The organism is Novosphingobium fluoreni (genome assembly GCF_014196615.1).
Lineage (GTDB): Bacteria > Pseudomonadota > Alphaproteobacteria > Sphingomonadales > Sphingomonadaceae > Novosphingobium > Novosphingobium fluoreni.
Window position 1 is genome coordinate 150,268 of sequence record NZ_JACIDY010000004.1, and the last position, 16,568, is coordinate 166,835.

Below are 16,568 nucleotides of genomic sequence, written 5' to 3' on the forward strand. Positions count from 1 at the left end.
CCCCCGTTGGTGCCCGAGCCGGATGAGAGCGGGGAGCGGACCGTCGGAGTGAAGCGTGTTACCATCCTCTTGATAAGCGAGAAACGGCAGGTCAGACCCTGCAACGAGAAGATACGATAGCCTGTTTGCGAAATCAGCCTGCCGAAGTTGCGATGGTTTGCGCGTTTGCGCCGACTGGCGGCTAGGCGCGGATGTAAAGAGTGATTAGTATGTCACGTTTGGATGGCGCGACGATAAGGGCATAAGACCGTGCAAATTGTTAGCGCGTTGAAGGAAGTGTTAAAAGAGGGGCCGGTTCCGCTCTATTATCAGCTTGAGCAACATCTGCGAGAGCGGATCGTCGGCGGTGAATTTGAGCCTGGGGCTAGCTTGCCGACTGAGGATGCGATCTGCAGCCAGTACGGTGTCAGCCGGATAACCGTCCGTCGCGCGCTCAGTGCGCTGCAGGATGATCGCCTTATCGAACGGCGGCGCGGCGTCGGATCGTTCGTTGCTGATATCAAGGGCGGCATGAACAACCAGCTCACGGGATCATTGCGCGAGTTCCTTGCCGCCGCCGCCGCGCTGGATACTACGCCACTATCGATTCAGCGTGAGCCGGCGCCTGCCGATGTTGCCAAGAGCTTGCGGGTACCCGCCGGAGAGGATGTGTTTCGGCTCAAGTTGGTGGGTAGCCTGGAGGGGCAGGGGCCGGTCGCATTCCTGAACATTTGGGTGCCACTAGCCGTCGGCACCGGCTTTGCCACCTCGTTGCGCAGCGAGGTGCCGATCGTGCGGCAGGTCGAGCAGGCGCTGGAAGCGAAACTGACGCGTGCCGAGCAGTTCATCGAGCCGGACGTGGCAGGCGCCGAAGCGGCACGGCATCTTGGCATCGCAGCAGACCGCCCGATCCTGCGGGTCAAGCGTATCTATTACGCACAGCCGGATACGCCGATCGAAGTGGCGTACGTTCGCTATCACCCTGAACGCTACCGCTATGCGATTGATTTCAAGGGTTGAAGGAACCCGCCGCCGTTCCAGAGGACCGGGACTGTGGTTTTGGTTTGTCTGAGGTGGATGCGGCGAAGCGCGGGGGGAAAGTTCCTTGGCAGTGACGCCCGGACCTTTTCCGGCGAGCCATGCCGATACTGACCGAGCCTGTACGACCGGCGCATCGAGACAGGCCGGGTATATGATGATCCCCCAAGTCGGCCCGAGCGACCTGCGACTGCCTTATGCCTTGGCGATCGCGACCAGGTGTTCGCCTTTGCCATGAACCGCTTGCTTGAGATCGTCGCCGACGAGCAACCGCAGCGGGTGATCGGACTTGTCGATCGCGGCCAATACGGCGTCCGCCACGGCTTGAGGCGTTGAGGCCGACGCTTCATAATATCCCGCCAACGAGGAGCGGCCCTCACCCGATATGAAGGCATAGTCGTCAATGCGTGAGGCCGTTTCCTTTGTGCCGGAGGTGATGAACGGCGTTTTGACCGCACCCGGTTCCACGATCAGGAGTTTGATCCCGAACGCTGCGATCTCTTGCGCCAAAGCCTCGCTCAACCCCTCGAGGGCGAACTTGCTGGCGCTATAGGCGCTCATGCCGGCCATGCCGGTGAGGCCGACGCCCGAGGAGATATGGACGATTTGCCCGGCGCGGCGTTCGCGCATGTGCGGCAATACCGCTTGCGCCACGGCCCACGGTCCAAACACGTTGATATCAAATAGCGCTTTGGCTTCGGAAATGGACGTCTCCTCGAATGCGCCGAACAGCCCTTGACCTGCGTTGCTGACGACGACGTCCAGCGGCCCCGCGGCGATCACGCGCTGCAACGCTGGCCCCACGGCGTCTGCCACGCTGAGATCCAATCGCAAGCCGATCGCCCGACCTGGCGCTGACGCTTCGAACTCGGAAAGCCGTTGCGCATCACGAGCGCAGCCGATCACCGTATCCCCTCGCGCCAACGCCAGATCAGCTAGCGCTGCGCCGATGCCGCTAGATACACCTGTGATCAACCATCGCCGCGGCCCATTCATCATCTGCTCTCCAACTTATTGACGTCGTTTGGGGTTTGTTCGCACGGTGATACATCGTCTTACAACCCTGCCGATCCATTCACTTCAACCCTGATATCAACCCCCGCGCAGGCCGCTGGGAAGGCGTGCGCTTCGCGTACATGATCTTTCCCGGTCTGGGTGCCCACTTGCGGCGATCAGGGATACCGTGACGTTTCGCTGCCTCGGAGTTGCCGGTGAAAGGTCGCCCGCCACCCCGCTAAGAAGAGGATGATACCGTGGAAGAATACACCAAGATTCAGTACCGGGTGGAGAACAAGATCGCGCGCATCACGCTGAACGTACCGGAAAACCGAAACGCGCTTGGCACCGTCCTGCGGGCGGAGATCGTAACCGCCTTGAAGGCGGCAGAGCGTGATAATGACGTTTCCGTGGTGCTAATCGACGGTGCAGGCCCTGTCTTTTGCGCGGGCTACGACCTGAAGGGCTACTCCGTCCCCGAGGGTGGCTATATTTCCGAGCAGCATTTCGACACCTGGAGCGATCAGTACGCACGAAATTGCGTGAAGGACTGGCTGACCATCTGGGACTTGATGAAGCCCGTGGTCGCCAAGGTGCAGGGCGCGTGTCTCGCGGGCGGCACAGAGCTTATGTCGCTGTGTGACATCGTCTTTGCCGCAGACAACGCCAAGATCGGCTATCCGGCCACGCGCGGCATGTCTTCGCCCGATACCTCGTTCTTCCCGTGGAAGATGGGAATGGCCCGCGCGAAATATCTGCAGCTGACCGGTGGCGTGATCAGCGGCAAGCAGGCGGCCGAATGGGGCTGGATCGTCAAGAGCTTCCCCGCCGATCAGCTTGATGCCGAAGTCGAAAAAGAAGTCGCCGCGCTGGCCAGCGTCCCCGTGGACTTGCTGGCGGTTAACAAGGGGGCGCTGAACGAAAACTACGAGATGATGGGTTTCAAGAACGGCCTGCAAATGGGTGTGCATTGGCACATGGTGAGTATGGCGCGGGTCAGGCCGACGGCGGGCACTTTCCAGAAGGTTGCGGCCGAAAAGGGCCTGAAAGGCGCGCTGGAATGGCGAGACGGCGCCTTCAAGGACATTGATTACAAGGGCGACTGAGCGAGCGCGTCAATCGCGACGAAGGGGGCTGCGGTCGAACTCGCGCTCCCTTCATTTTCGCCTCGCACGCGCTTTTCACATATGTGGTTAGGAGCGCGTGACGGTTTGGCCTGTCGGGTTTTAAGGTATGCAGCCGCGACAGGAGAGATTGATGCAGATCCATATCGTAATGCCGCATGGCGGCCCGCTCGCATCGCCTGAAATGATCCGCGATTTCGCGCAGACGGTCGAGGAATCGGGCTTTCACGGGCTGGGCTTTTTCGACCACCTGGCGCTGCCGCGGGCGGTTGAATCAGAGTATAACCTGGGGGCCAAGCCAACCGGCATTCCCGAAGACAACCTGAAGAAAACGCTGACGCCGCTCTACGAGTGCCTCACCGTTATGGGTTACGTTGCGGGCCTGACCAAGCGGGTACGGCTCAGCACCGGTATACTGGTGCTGCCGCTGCGCAATCCGATCTATAACGCTCGCCAGATCGCCACGCTGGATGCGATGTCGGGTGGCCGCGTGGACCTTGGCATCGGCGTGGGCTGGTTGGAGGAGGAGGCCACGGCCATGCAGATGCCGTGGGATGAGCGCGGCGCGCGCACGGACGAACATATCGCGGTATTGCGCACCCTGTGGGAATCGGACGATTCTTATGTTTCCTACAAGGGGCGGTTCTACGAGTTCGAGGAGATCGATCCCAAGCCGCACCCTTTGCAGCGACCCTTGCCGATTCTGATCGGCGGCCACGCCCCTGTCGCTCGCCGGCGGGCGGGACGCGTCGGCAATGGCTGGATAACGTCGAAGCTTGATCCAGAAGCGCAGGCGAGCGGGATGGAAGATACGCGTGCCGCAGCCGTGGCGGCGGGTCGGGATCCTGACGCGCTGCAATGGTTCACCAGCATCGACGTCCGGTTCGAACATGGCGCGATTAAGGCGCCCGAGAAGGTTTTTGACACCCTGCGCGCCTATCAGGCCCTCGGGGTGGGGCAGGTCTCCCTCAACGCCATGGCTCGCGACAGAGCCGATATGTTCGCCCTGGTGCAATGGCTGGCGACCGAAATACTGCCGCAGTTCGGCGACACGGAAATCGCGGCCTGAGCGGCTTTCCTGACCACTCAGGCCATCGCCAACACGCTGGTCAGAATGTTGCGCACCAGTTCGGCCTGTCCGCGCGCGCCGGTCTTGGAGTAGATTTTCTTTGAGTAGCTGCGTGCGGTTTCGACCGTCAGGCCCAGTTGCTCGGCCGCCTCGCTGATCGTCAGCCCCTGCGCGATCGCCCAGGCCAGCCGGGCCTCGCTGGGGAGCAGGCCGAAAAGTTCGACAAGCTGCTCGCATCGGTCGGCCTGCGATTCCCTATCGCCGTTTACATAGACGATGGCGACCGGCCGGCTCTGCGATACGAGCGCCTTGGTCCTCAGCGGGGCGATCAGGACGTCCATCAGGGGATCGCGGGACAGGTTGAAAGCGATCGGACGCGCGGCCGCGTCCAGCGCGAGCATCTTGACGGCCGCGGTAATCTCCCGATCCAATGCGGGCCGTTGCGCCACCAAGCGATTGTACCGGCCCCGGCGCAACGCGCGGCTTCGCTCGAATATCCGTTCCATGTGCGGTGAGGTGTCGATGATCCGGCACTCGGCATCCAGCGTCAACCACCCGAAGTTAAGCTTGCGAAAGGCTTCCGCCGAAAGTTCCGAGCGGAAGCGCTCCTGCTCCAGCGCCATGAACATACGCATGGCCGTGCGTAAATGAGGCGCCAACGTGGAGAGCCTGGCGCTGACCGAGACACTCAACGGCCGTCGTCCGAAACAACTCAGCCAAACGTCAGTGCCGCCCTTTTCCGCCACGCGTACGGAATACTGGCTGGTCATCCCCCATGGCGTTAGCACCTCATCATGGTAGGCGCGTTGCAGCGGATCGGCGCGATCGACCAGTTCCGCCATGGAATAGACGCGGTCTTCCCGCATCTCCCAGAACGGCATCGGCTTGTCGGCGAAGCGTCTGGTGAAGATGATATCCACTTCCTCGCCCGCCTGCTCACCGGAGTACAGGCTTGTCAGGGTGGGATCGTCCGGAGACCGGAAAGACATAACGACGAAATCGGATTGGGACGTATCGCGCAGGATATCAAGGAAGCTCTGCCACAGCGGCTGCTCAAAAATGCCATCGTAAAGAGCGCGAAGAAGACGATCATCCTGAAGCCTCATGACGATAATCTATTGCACCCCCATATGGGGGGTCAACTCCTGATGCGAACATGAAACAAGCTCCACAATCAAATGGGAGAGGTAAATGGTCGATCCACAGACTTTGACGCATCTCGAACGCCTCGAGGCAGAGAGCATCCACATTCTTCGCGAAGTGGTTGCCGAAGCGGAGAAGCCGGTGATGCTGTATTCGGTAGGCAAGGACAGCGCGGTGATGCTGCACCTGGCCCGCAAGGCATTCTATCCCTCGCCGCCGCCGTTTCCGCTCCTTCACGTCGATACGACGTGGAAGTTCAAGGCGATGTACGACCTGCGCGATCGCATGGCGCAGGAAAGCGGCATGGAACTGCTCGTCTATCACAATCCCGAAGCCGAAGAGCGCGGCATCAACCCGTTCGACCACGGCGCCCTGCATACCGACATGTGGAAGACAGAGGGTCTCAAGCAGGCCCTGAATCTTTACGGCTTCGATGCCGCCTTTGGCGGCGCGCGCCGCGATGAAGAGAAGAGCCGCGCCAAGGAGCGCATCTTCTCGTTCCGCACCGCCAGCCATGGCTGGGACCCGAAGAACCAGCGCCCGGAATTGTGGAACCTCTACAATGCCCGCAAGAACAAAGGTGAATCGATCCGGGTATTCCCGATCAGCAACTGGACCGAGCTGGACATCTGGCAGTATATCCACCTGAACGACGTGCCGATCGTGCCGCTGTACTTCGCCGCGGAGCGTCCGACGTTCCAGTGGGAAGGCCAGCTGTTCATGGCCGACGATATTGAGCGTCTGGAAAAGGTCATGGGCAAGCGGCCCGAGATCACAAACCGCTCGATCCGCTTCCGTACGCTGGGCTGTTTCCCGCTGACCGGCGCTGTGGAAAGCACGGCCAAGACCCTGCCGGAGGTCATCCAGGAAACTCTGCTGACCACCACGAGCGAACGTCAGGGTCGCGTGATCGACAAGGACGCCGGCGGCGCCGGCATGGAGAAAAAGAAGCAGGAGGGGTATTTCTGATGTCGGACGTTATCGCAGACGAGTCGGTCTACCAGACCGACGCCCTCATCGCCGAGGACATCAACAAGTACCTCGAAACCCATCAGCACAAGACCATGCTGCGGTTCATCACCTGCGGGTCGGTGGACGATGGCAAGTCGACGTTGATCGGCCGCCTGCTTTACGATTCCAAGATGATCTTCGAAGATCAGCTGGAAGCGCTGGAGTCCGACAGCAAGAAGGTCGGCACGCAGGGCCAAGAAATCGACTTCGCGCTGTTGGTAGACGGCCTCGCCGCCGAGCGTGAGCAGGGCATCACCATCGACGTCGCCTATCGCTTCTTCAACACCGAAAAGCGCAAGTTCATCGTCGCCGATACGCCCGGACACGAGCAGTACACGCGCAACATGGTGACCGGCGCCTCCACCGCCGACCTCGCCGTGATCCTGATCGACGCGCGCAAGGGCGTGCTGGTGCAGACGCGCCGCCACAGCTATCTGGCGCACCTGATCGGCATCAAGAACATCGTCCTTGCCATCAACAAGATGGACCTGGTCGATTACGATCAAGCGGTCTACGACGGCATCCTCAAGGACTACACCGAGTTCGCGCATTCGATCGGCATCAAGCAGTTCACTCCGATCCCCATTTCGGGATTCAAGGGTGACAACATCACGGGGCCGAGCGAAAATACGCCTTGGTACAAGGGGCCGGCGCTGATCCAGCATCTTGAGGATGTCGAGGTCGATCAGGTTTCGGACCAGGAAAAGCCCTTCCGCATGGCTGTGCAGTGGGTCAATCGTCCGAATCTGGATTTCCGGGGCTTCTCCGGTCAGATCGCGACCGGCGTAGTCAAGGTCGGCGATGCTATCCGCGTCCTGCCCTCGGGCAAGACCAGCACGATCAGCCGCATCGTCACGCTGGATGGTGATCTGCAGCAGGCGGCGGCCGGTCAGTCGGTCACGCTGTGCTTTGCAGACGAAGTCGACTGTTCGCGCGGCGATGTCATCGCCTCTTCCGGCAATCCGCCGCAGGTGGCGGACCAGTTCGAATCCACCATCGTGTGGCTCGCCGACGAAGAGATGCTGCCGGGTCGTTCGTACTGGCTGAAGCTGGGCACGCAGATGGTCACCGCGACTGTCCAGGCGCCCAAGTACCAGGTCAACGTCAACACGATGGAGCACCTGGCGGCCAAGACGCTGGATCTCAACGCGATCGGCGTCGCCAACCTGTCGACCGACAAGCAGATCGTGTTCGAGCCTTACGAGAAGAACCGCACGCTGGGTGGCTTCATCCTGATCGACAAGATCACGAACGCCACTGTCGCTGCGGGCATGCTGCACTTCTCGCTGCGCCGGGCACAGAACGTGCACTGGCAGGCCACCGACGTCAGCCGTGAGTTCCATGCGGGTCTGAAGAACCAGCGCCCCGCGGTGTTGTGGTTCACCGGGCTTTCGGGTGCGGGCAAGTCGACGATCGCCAACTTAGTCGAGAAGAAGCTGGCGCGCATGAACCGCCACACCTTCCTTCTCGACGGCGACAACGTGCGCCACGGGCTGAACAAGGACCTCGGTTTCACCGATGCCGACCGCGTGGAGAACATCCGCCGCGTAGGTGAGGTGGCAAAGCTGATGACCGACGCGGGTCTCATCGTCATCACCGCCTTCATCTCGCCGTTCCGTTCGGAGCGAGAGATGGTGCGCCAGATGATGAAGCCGGGTGAGTTCATCGAGGTCCACATCGACACGCCGCTGGCCGATGCCGAAGCGCGGGACGTGAAGGGGCTCTATGCCAAGGCACGTGCGGGTGATCTGAAGAACTTCACCGGGATCGATAGTCCTTATGAAGCGCCAGAAGATCCGGAAATCCGCGTCGACACCACCTCGATGACCGCCGAGGAAGCGGCTGAAGAGATCGTGAAGAGGCTAATCCCATGAGCGGCCCGATCGATACCGCCGCGATGAGCGATGCTGCTCTGGCGGCGCATCTGGCCGAGGTCGCGGGGCGGATCCTGCTGGAGGTTCGCGCCTCCGGCGTGTTCCCCGCCAAGGCGCTGGGCAAGGCGGGCGATCAGACCGCCAACCAGTTTCTGGTCCATGCCTTGCGCTGTGCTCGTCCGGAGGATGGTCTGCTGTCCGAAGAGGAAAAAGACAATCCGGCGCGGCTCGAAAAGAGCCGCGTGTGGATCGTCGATCCGGTGGACGGCACGCGCGAATACGGCGAAGAGCGGGCCGACTGGGCTGTCCATGTCGGTTTGGCGATCGACGGTGAAGCGGTGATCGGTGCGGTGGCGCTACCGGGTGCGGGTCGTGTTCTGCGCACGGATGAGCCGCAGTCCATTCCGGCAGCGCCGGAGAAACTGCGCATGGTCGTCAGCCGCACGCGTCCGGCCGCGGAAGCGACCGGCGTTGCTGAGCGTATCGATGCGGAACTGGTGCCGATGGGATCAGCCGGTGCCAAGGCGATGGCGGTTATCCTGGGTGAAGCGGATATCTACCTCCACTCCGGCGGGCAGTACGAGTGGGACAGCATGGCGCCCGTCGCCGTGGCCGCAGCCCACGGCCTGCACTGTTCGCGCATCGACGGCTCGCCGCTGGTGTACAATCAGTCTGACGTCTATCTGCCGGATCTGTTGATCTGCCGGAAAGAACATGTGGATCTGGTGATGAACGCGCTGCGCGCCTTCAACGCCGAAACCAAGGCTGACGCCTAAATTTTGAAAAGCGGGGAGAGGTGGAATTGCCTATCCCCGCTTTTTCGCGATCGTGATTCGAACGACCGCGCTGCATTTTGTGTCGCCGATGTCTGGTATCAGGGCGTCAAGATCACCTTGCCACCAGTTCCCCCGGCATCAACGATCGCCTGGGCTTTGGCCGCTGCTGACAAGGGCAGGGTTTTCGCGATCGCGATCGCAAGCTTGCCGGTCGACACCGCCCCTACGATGCGGGCTAGGTCATCTCCGCTCGGACTGACGCCAAAGAATTCGGGTTGAACCGGCAAACCGTCTGACGGGATCGGGTCGGTGGCTGCGGTAATGAATTTACCGCCGGGCTTCAGATGCTTGGCCAGCACCGCAACGCCCGGGCCGCCCACCGTGTCGATGATATGGTCGAACGGCTCACCTGGCCAGTCCTTGCCAATGATTGCCGTTTCCAAAGCGCCGATCGTTTTTGCGTCATCAGCCCTGCCTTCGCGGACACCGGCGATGACATGTGCGCCGCGTTCCAGCGCCGCCCACACCGCGACACTGCCAACAGCACCCAAAGCGCCGGTGATCAGTATCCGATCCCCCGCCTGCGCGTTCACGGCCTTGTCGACGAGCTGGACACCAGTGAGGCTTGCGGTGGGCAGTGCGGCGGCCGTTTCGAAGCTCATGTCGTCTGGAATGGTCGCCACGTCGCTGGCGTTCACTGCGGCGAACTCGGCGTAGCCCCCCTTGGTGAAGGTATTGAGCATGGCGACCACGCGCGTTCCTTCCACAAAGCCACTGCCAGCCTCGATCGTGCCGGCGACGTCATAGCCCAAGACGTGCGGCATCGGCACCGGAGCGATTTGTTCGAACATCCCGGCGCGCCATTTGCCGTCAGCCGGATTGACGGCGGCTGCCCTCACCGCAATCAGGACCTGCCCGTCGGCAACTTGCGGCATGGGTAGGTCGGTTAGCTCCAGAACGTCGGGGCCACCGTACTGATTGATCGCTACTGCACGCATGATGGCATCATTCCTGTCGGTCTATCGGGGATGAGCGGAAGAAGGACAGGCGGATCGCCTGAACACAGCTGAAAATGTGGGCGAACACGGACTATCGGTCAAGCGTCTCACGCGCATTCCCTGCCGTAGATGACGCAGCGAGTTGGGGTCACCTGTAAACAATATCGCGCACTTACACGTTTGGTGATCCTAAACATGGGACGGTTTTAGTGCGTTCTTGCCACGTGGTCATGGCCAGGCGCATGATCTGTGGCCAAGATTAAGCAATCGAGAGGATGAGCATGGCCGAGGCGGAAAGAGCGACGGGCCGGCTGCAGTTCGGCGGATCGACCAAGCGCACGCTGTGCGGGCTTTGTCCAACGAACTGCGGCATGCTCGTCGAGGTCGAGGATGACCGCCCCGTGCGCTTCCATGGCGATCCCGGCAACCCGGTAAACCAAGGCAAACTCTGTCCGAAGGGCAGCGCCGCGATCGAAATCCATGAGCATCCCGATCGCGTCAATTTCGTCATGAAGCGGGTGGGCAAGCGCGGAGACGGTCAGTGGGAACGGATCGGGTGGGAGCAGGCGATGGACGAGATCGCCGCGAAGCTGTCCGACATCCGGGAGCGCGAAGGGCCGGAAGCCTTGGCGACGCTGGGCGGCACGCAGCATTCGCGTGACTGGGCCACCTGGCGCTTCATCACGCAATGGGGCACGCCCAACTTCATCAACTGTGGCCGCAATTGCGGGGCGGGGCCGATCGTCACCGAATGCTCGGTCTATGGTTGGGACACGATCACGGTGCCGCCGATCCCGGGCATCACGCAATGCCTGATCGTGTGGGGAGGAAACCCCGCGGAAAGCAACCCGATGGGGTGGGGGCCGTTGCGAAAGGCGGTGGCGGATGGCGCGATGAAGCTGATCGTCATCGATCCAAGGCGCACCAAGACCGCTGCGATCGCCGACATGCATCTGCAGATCAAGCCCCGCACGGATGGTGCCTTGGCATTGGGCATGATCCAAACGATCATCGCCAAAGAGCTGTACGACAAACAATTCGTCGAAGACTGGTGCCTCGCTTTCGACCAAGTGCGCGACATCGCTGCGGAGTGGACGCCGGAGCGTACCAGCGAAGTCACCGGTATTCCCGCCGAACTGATCGTGGCGGCAGCGCGGACATATGCCACCAGCAAGCCGGCGCGGCTTTCGTTCGGCGTCGCGGCGACCCAGATCGGGGAGGGTGCATCGCGTTCCGCCTTGCTGGGGCAGGCGATCCTACGCGCCATTACCGGCAACCTCGATGTCCTGGGCGGCGAGACCTTCGAGGATGATCCTTATCGCACCCTGGCTTATTGGGACCTGATCGACTTCGGCAAGCTGATCGACCACCCCGTCCGCCAGCGCGATAACGTGAACGCGCACGATATTCCGATCTCATCGGTCAAAGGCTATGCCGCCTTTCGCGAGGCGATGGCGAACGTGAAGCCCGATGGCCACTACGCCGCGCAATACATGCTTTTCGCCAGCCAGCCCCACCTCTACCGCGCCGTTCTGGAGGGCGACCCCTATCGCGTGCGCGCCATCATCGTCCAGAATGGCGAACCGCTGATGAACTATGGTGGCGCAAAGCTTGCGCAAGAGGCGTTCACCAGCGACGAACTGGAATTGCTGGTGGTGATGGATCACTGGCAGACGCCCACGGCGCAGCTGGCCGATTACATCCTGCCCGCCGCCGATTTCCTGGAGCGCCACGAAATGGCGATGCGCTGGGGCTTTACCCGCATGTTCAACACTGGCCAGCGCACCGTGAGCCCGCGATACGAGCGACGCGACGATTACGATCTGTGGTCTGGGCTGGGCCGCCGTCTGCTCGATCCGGCAGAGTGGCCCGAGGATGTGACGGCGATGCTGGATCGCTTTCTGGAACCCAGCGGCATGACGCACAAGCAATGGACGGAGGCCGAGCAGAACAGCTTCCTGCCGGAAGGCCGCACGTACCAGAGGTATCGCCAGCAGGGCTTCGCCACCGCTTCCGGCAAGGTGGAACTGGTGCCCAGCATGTTCGCGAAGTTCGGGATTGAGCCCACCCCGGTCTATACCGGCCCGCCCTACGCCCGGCCCGATGTCGATGATCCCGAGGCTTATCCGCTCCAGATGTTGACCGGCAGCCGCGTGCTGGAATTCATGGGATCGACGATGCGCCATTCGCGCAAGATGAGCGCGCGCCATCCGGAGCCGCTGGTGGAAATGCATCCTGACACGGCTGCGGAATTCGGCGTGGCGGAGGGCGACTGGCTGGAGATCCTGCGGCCCGAAGGCTCCATCCGGCAAAAGGCGGCGCTGACGGATGCGGTGCGCCCCGGCGTGGTGAACCTGGCGGGTTACTGGTGGGATCCCAAGCGAGGACCGGGCAGGGATTTGTCAGGCGCGATGGAGGCCAATGCCAACATGATCACGCCCACGGACCCGCGCCTCTCAAGCTTTTCTGGTGATCAACCCCTGCGCGGCCTTCGCTGCAACATCCGCAGGGTTAATTCTCCGGTCGCCTTGTAGAGGCCGCTTCAACCCGCTGTCTATCGGCGCGCGGGTCACTCAGGTCCATGCCGCGCGGTCTAACGCTATCAGCGCGCGTCCCGGCCCGGGGTGATCAAGAGCGAAAGCGATCCGAGCGGCAGGATACACGGTGTGCGGGGGAACGATGGCAGGATTGTCTGCCAGAAGTTGCGCCAAACGCGCGAACATCGGTTGCAGCTCTGCACGAGCGGCCCGGCCTTCGTCTGGCCGCAAACTGAACCCCCGCACTTTGACACCGCGCCCGGTGAGCAGGCTGGAGGGGATGGCGCAGGCTTGGCCGGAAAGGTTGCCATAGACCATCAGTAGACCGGAATGGCCCAGGCAGGCGGCCAACCGCCCCGACGCTTCTCCCGCCACGCAGTCCAGCGCCAACCTGGCGCCAGCTTCGCCGATAATCGCGGCAGCGCGCTGCGGCACTTCGCCGTCATCCGCGATGATCGCATCGGCGCCGAGATTGGACAGCACCGGCGCAGCCGCGCCGACATCCCGCACGAGGCACAAGGTGCGCACGCCACGTTCGCGTGCCAGCACCACTGTCAACCGACCCACCATTGATGCCGCACCGTTGAGGATCACCCAATCGCCGGGATGGAGATCGCCTTTGCCCAGCATGCGCTCGGCCGTTGGCGGATTGATGCGCAGCACGGCTGCCAATGGATCGGCCAAGGCATCCGGCACGCGGATCACACGATCGGCTGCAATCGTACGCTGCTGCGTCCAGTTTCCGCGATCAAGGCAGATCACGCGGTCTCCCGGGAGTAGGCCCGCCACCTCGTGGCCCACCGTGTCGACCCGTCCTACCCCTTCAGCACCGACGATCTCGTCGTGCGCGACCGCGAGTGAATATGCCCCGGCAACAAGCATCCGATCTGCCGGATTGACGGGGGCCAGCGCCATCGTCACGCGCACTTCCCCTGCGCCAGGCGCCGGCGCATCCGCGACGTCGCGGATCACGACGCCGCCATCGCCGTCCCCAAGGATTGCCTTCATTGGGTCACCGAGACGGGCAGCGACAGGGCATTGGCAACGCCGCCATCGACATGAAGAATCTGACCCGTGACATAGGACGCCGCGTCGGAGGCGAGGAAGATCGCCGCTCCGACAATCTCGCAAGGATCGCCGAACCTTCCCATCGCGATAGCCGACCGGAATACGCGCGCGCGCTCCGGATCGGCAACGGTGGGAGCGGCCATGTCGGTATCAAAAAAGCCGGGCGCGATGGCATTGCAGGTCACGTTGTGGCGGCCCAGTTCTCCCGCGATCGATTTGGTGAGACCGGCGACGGCGTGCTTGCTGGCGGTATAGGCGGCAAGCCGTTCACGCCCGATGGTGGAAACGTAGGAACCGAAGTTGATGATCCGCCCTTTCCCCTGCGCGATCATCGGTTTTGCCGCCTCGCGCGAAAGCACATACATCGCCTTCACGTTCGTATCGAAAACGGTCTGCCATCGCTCGGTAGTCGACTCGGTAAAGGCACTCCACTCGCTGATGCCGCCGTTGTTCACCAGAATATCGACCCGGCCATGCCCTGCGACGATCGCGGGAATGGCGTTTTCGACAGCTTGGTGGTCGGCAAGATCGAAGCTGATGATGCTGGCGCTTCCGCCTTTGCCGCGTATCTCCTCCGCCACGCTTTCCAGCCTCGCTCGATCGCGCGCGCAAAGGACGACATACGCACCTGCTTCGGCGAATCCCAATGCGATCGCCCGGCCAAGACCGCGTGATGCTCCGGTCACGATCGCCACCCGGTCGTTCAACCGAAAAAGATCGATACTGCCCATCTGCCGCACCTTATCGTTTAAAGCAGGATGACCGAGCTGATCGTCGTGTGCAATCCGACAGCCGCAGCAGCGCCTACACGATATTGAGGCGTTTTTCGACGTTGGGATCCTTTTTAGTTATTTGAGAGGGTTAATCACCAATGCTCCTCTCGACTTCATCCCGTCATGATATCGCACCGTGGGTGTCCGTTTCACGCCCGCTCTCGATAAGCGGGATAAGACCAGCCCCGGGGTTTGTTGACACTATCAAGGATGAAACTTAACCCACGCGCTGACCACTCGCAGCCCACGCCGTCAAATGCCGGGCGCGATCCTTGGCGGGAGACGGACGTGAAAATTGCAGGGCAAGCGGCGATCGTCACGGGGGGCGCCTCGGGCCTGGGCCGAGCGACCGCGCAGCGGCTGGCGGCCGGTGGCGCGAAAGTGGCGATCTTTGATCTCAACGACGAGGCGGGGAGGGCCGTGGCTGCCGAGATTGGCGGGCGTTATGTCCGGGTTGATGTGGTCGACGATGCCAGCGTGGCGGCTGCGCTGGACCGAGCCGAACAAGCGCATGGCGTTGCGCGCATCCTGGTGAACTGTGCCGGCGTAGCGCCTGCGATCAGGACCGTTGGCAAGGGCAATGCACCGCACGCGCTTGATGCCTTCAGCCGCACGATCGCGATCAACCTGATCGGCACCTTCAATGTCATAGCGAAGTTCGCGGCGCGGACCGCGACGCTCGACGAGGAAGAAGGGGAACGCGGTGTGATCATCAATACAGCATCCGCTGCAGCGTTCGATGGGCAGATCGGGCAAGCCGCCTACAGTGCTTCAAAAGGCGGTGTTGTCGGTATGACCCTGCCGATTGCGCGGGACCTTGCCCAGCACAAGATCCGGGTGATGACTATCGCACCGGGCCTGTTCCTGACGCCGATGATGGAGGGCTTTCCGCAAGCCGTGCAGGACGCGTTGGGGGCCCAAGTGCCGCATCCCAGTCGATTGGGCAGGCCCGATGAATATGCGCAACTGGTTGAGGCAATCGTGACCAATCCGATGCTGAATGGTGAAGTCATCCGTCTGGATGGCGCAATCCGGATGGCTCCGCGATGAGCGAGGCTCCTATTCTTTTCGCGATCGAGGATGGGATCGCCACGATCACGCTCAATCGGCCGGACAGCGGGAACACGCTGAATCAGGAGCTGGCCAACGGCCTCGTAGATGTGGCAGGTCAGTGCAGGGACGATGCCGCGATCCGCTGCGTCGTTGTTCGCGCCCGTGGCAAGTTGTTCTGCGGAGGCGGAGACATCTCTGGCTTCTCCGGCGCAGGCGATGACTTGTCCGGCTTCCTGAGCAAGCTGGCTGGGGCGGCCAACGAAGCGGCCGGGATTTTCCTCACGATGCCTAAGCCGATGATCACCCTCGTCCATGGCCCGGCGGCGGGGTACGGATTGAGCCTGGCGATCATGGGCGACTACGTGCTGTGCACAGACAAGGCGCACTTCACCGCCGCTTATGGGGGCATTGGCCTGACGCCCGACGGCGGGATGAGCTGGCTGTTGCCCAAGCTCGTCGGGATGCGGCAAGCGCAGCGGATGGTGATCGGCAACGAACGGATTACCGCCACGGAGGCGGTCGCGATTGGATTGGCGACGCGCGTGATATCGACCGACGATATCGAAGCGGAAGGCGCGGCGCTTGCGAGCCGCCTGGCGTCCATGCCGGTGCGCGCGATCGGAACGAGCCGGTCCTTGCTAATGGCGGGCAGCGCCAATGATCTGGTGGCGCATCTCGCGCAGGAAGTAGTGGCCATTTCTCAGGCAGGAGCCGCTGGGGAGGCCAAAGAGGGGGTCAGCGCCTTCCTCGATCGCCGCAAACCTGACTTTAGCGGCGTCTAATCTCTGTTCATCCCGAAGTTCAGGGCGTCTTCTGGCTGAGCGAGCCGGGAGAGTGGAAACACGTGCCCTGCCTAGGGCGCTGACAGGGCCCTCTGCGATTTACGGAAGACATTCCAGCAGAGGCAATCCCGGTCTAGAGGCAGATTTCAACCGTGAAACTTTACCAAATTTTCGGGTTAAGTTTCAGCGGCGAAACTCGGCTGGGGTCGATGGCGCTGAAGTTGATCGGTAACGGTAGAGCTTGCGCGGCTAACGCAGTCGACACCGTGCTGCCCCTGCTAAAGTTTCAGGGCTGAAAAAGGGGACGCCCTGTGCTCGGAAGGGATTCACATCTCGCCCGAGCCTGC

14 protein-coding genes are annotated in these 16,568 nt (G+C 62.0%); 9 read left to right on the plus strand and 5 right to left on the minus strand.

All coding sequences use genetic code 11. The annotated features are described in order from the left end of the window. Window positions 1-249 precede the first annotated feature (249 nt). Window positions 250-999, plus strand: coding sequence for a UTRA domain-containing protein (locus GGR39_RS09855; protein ID WP_183616974.1), 750 nt, complete (start codon window positions 250-252; stop codon window positions 997-999). Window positions 1,000-1,212: 213 nt separating this feature from the next. On the opposite strand, the gene GGR39_RS09860 is transcribed toward GGR39_RS09855, so the two are convergent. After that, window positions 1,213-2,016, minus strand: coding sequence for an SDR family NAD(P)-dependent oxidoreductase (locus tag GGR39_RS09860; protein WP_343055850.1), 804 nt, complete (start codon window positions 2,014-2,016; stop codon window positions 1,213-1,215). Between the two features lie 254 nt (window positions 2,017-2,270). Here GGR39_RS09860 and GGR39_RS09865 point away from each other — a divergent pair, with 254 nt between their 5' ends. Next, a complete protein-coding gene (locus GGR39_RS09865; protein WP_058736633.1) occupies window positions 2,271-3,119 on the plus strand; it encodes an enoyl-CoA hydratase-related protein in 849 nt (282 codons plus the stop codon). A 151-nt stretch (window positions 3,120-3,270) separates the two neighbouring features. Beyond that, entirely contained in the window at window positions 3,271-4,206 is a 936-nt protein-coding gene (locus tag GGR39_RS09870; RefSeq protein WP_183616975.1) for an LLM class F420-dependent oxidoreductase, read from the plus strand. Window positions 4,207-4,223: 17 nt separating this feature from the next. Here the strand turns inward: GGR39_RS09870 and GGR39_RS09875 are convergent, their stop codons facing one another. Then, entirely contained in the window at window positions 4,224-5,312 is a 1,089-nt protein-coding gene (locus GGR39_RS09875) for a helix-turn-helix transcriptional regulator (protein WP_183616976.1), read from the minus strand. A gap of 85 nt (window positions 5,313-5,397) precedes the next feature. On the opposite strand from GGR39_RS09875, the gene cysD reads away from it, so the two are divergent. The 3 genes from cysD to GGR39_RS09890 are packed head-to-tail and all read left to right on the plus strand — an operon-like array spanning window position 5,398 to window position 9,010. Then, window positions 5,398-6,318 carry a sulfate adenylyltransferase subunit CysD gene (cysD, locus tag GGR39_RS09880; RefSeq protein WP_058736636.1) on the plus strand — a complete coding sequence of 307 codons (921 nt, stop codon included), beginning with the start codon at window positions 5,398-5,400 and terminating at the stop codon, window positions 6,316-6,318. Beyond that, window positions 6,318-8,234 (plus strand): sulfate adenylyltransferase subunit CysN, encoded by a 1,917-nt coding sequence (cysN, locus tag GGR39_RS09885; RefSeq protein WP_183616977.1) that lies wholly within the window; start codon window positions 6,318-6,320, stop codon window positions 8,232-8,234. The genes cysD and cysN overlap by 1 nt, the downstream gene beginning before the upstream one ends. Then, a complete protein-coding gene (locus GGR39_RS09890) occupies window positions 8,231-9,010 on the plus strand; it encodes a 3'(2'),5'-bisphosphate nucleotidase CysQ (RefSeq protein WP_246388604.1) in 780 nt (259 codons plus the stop codon). Before cysN ends, GGR39_RS09890 begins: the two co-directional genes overlap by 4 nt. 98 nt (window positions 9,011-9,108) lie before the next feature. On the opposite strand, the gene GGR39_RS09895 is transcribed toward GGR39_RS09890, so the two are convergent. Beyond that, on the minus strand, window positions 9,109-10,008 hold the full coding sequence (locus GGR39_RS09895; protein WP_183616978.1) for an NADP-dependent oxidoreductase: 900 nt from the start codon (window positions 10,006-10,008) through the stop codon (window positions 9,109-9,111). Window positions 10,009-10,283: 275 nt separating this feature from the next. Here GGR39_RS09895 and GGR39_RS09900 point away from each other — a divergent pair, with 275 nt between their 5' ends. Further along, window positions 10,284-12,542, plus strand: a complete 2,259-nt coding sequence (locus tag GGR39_RS09900; protein ID WP_221226065.1) for a molybdopterin-containing oxidoreductase family protein — start codon at window positions 10,284-10,286, stop codon at window positions 12,540-12,542. A gap of 39 nt (window positions 12,543-12,581) precedes the next feature. Here GGR39_RS09900 and GGR39_RS09905 read toward each other — a convergent pair whose 3' ends face one another. Together GGR39_RS09905 and GGR39_RS09910 are read right to left on the minus strand one after the other, a co-directional pair. After that, window positions 12,582-13,553, minus strand: coding sequence for a zinc-binding dehydrogenase (locus GGR39_RS09905; RefSeq protein ID WP_183616979.1), 972 nt, complete (start codon window positions 13,551-13,553; stop codon window positions 12,582-12,584). Continuing rightward, complete coding sequence (locus GGR39_RS09910) at window positions 13,550-14,344, minus strand: SDR family NAD(P)-dependent oxidoreductase (RefSeq protein ID WP_221226066.1); 795 nt, start codon at window positions 14,342-14,344, stop codon at window positions 13,550-13,552. The genes GGR39_RS09905 and GGR39_RS09910 overlap by 4 nt, the downstream gene beginning before the upstream one ends. Window positions 14,345-14,674: 330 nt before the next feature. Between GGR39_RS09910 and GGR39_RS09915 the strand changes: the two genes are divergently transcribed. Further along, a complete protein-coding gene (locus tag GGR39_RS09915; protein WP_183617116.1) occupies window positions 14,675-15,436 on the plus strand; it encodes an SDR family NAD(P)-dependent oxidoreductase in 762 nt (253 codons plus the stop codon). Next, on the plus strand, window positions 15,433-16,221 hold the full coding sequence (locus GGR39_RS09920) for an enoyl-CoA hydratase/isomerase family protein (RefSeq protein ID WP_183616980.1): 789 nt from the start codon (window positions 15,433-15,435) through the stop codon (window positions 16,219-16,221). The genes GGR39_RS09915 and GGR39_RS09920 overlap by 4 nt, the downstream gene beginning before the upstream one ends. The last annotated feature ends 347 nt before the right edge of the window (window positions 16,222-16,568 follow it).

Coding starts and splice junctions, on each gene's coding strand:
- GGR39_RS09900 (WP_221226065.1), top strand. CDS start 10,284: ATGAGCATGGCCGAGGCGGAAAGAGCGACGGGCCGGCTGCAGTTCGGC.
- GGR39_RS09920 (WP_183616980.1), top strand. CDS start 15,433: ATGAGCGAGGCTCCTATTCTTTTCGCGATCGAGGATGGGATCGCCACG.
- GGR39_RS09870 (WP_183616975.1), top strand. CDS start 3,271: ATGCAGATCCATATCGTAATGCCGCATGGCGGCCCGCTCGCATCGCCT.
- cysD (WP_058736636.1), top strand. CDS start 5,398: ATGGTCGATCCACAGACTTTGACGCATCTCGAACGCCTCGAGGCAGAG.
- GGR39_RS09860 (WP_343055850.1), bottom strand. CDS start 2,016: ATGATGAATGGGCCGCGGCGATGGTTGATCACAGGTGTATCTAGCGGC.
- GGR39_RS09890 (WP_246388604.1), top strand. CDS start 8,231: ATGAGCGGCCCGATCGATACCGCCGCGATGAGCGATGCTGCTCTGGCG.
- GGR39_RS09910 (WP_221226066.1), bottom strand. CDS start 14,344: ATGGGCAGTATCGATCTTTTTCGGTTGAACGACCGGGTGGCGATCGTG.
- GGR39_RS09895 (WP_183616978.1), bottom strand. CDS start 10,008: ATGCGTGCAGTAGCGATCAATCAGTACGGTGGCCCCGACGTTCTGGAG.
- GGR39_RS09905 (WP_183616979.1), bottom strand. CDS start 13,553: ATGAAGGCAATCCTTGGGGACGGCGATGGCGGCGTCGTGATCCGCGAC.
- GGR39_RS09875 (WP_183616976.1), bottom strand. CDS start 5,312: ATGAGGCTTCAGGATGATCGTCTTCTTCGCGCTCTTTACGATGGCATT.
- cysN (WP_183616977.1), top strand. CDS start 6,318: ATGTCGGACGTTATCGCAGACGAGTCGGTCTACCAGACCGACGCCCTC.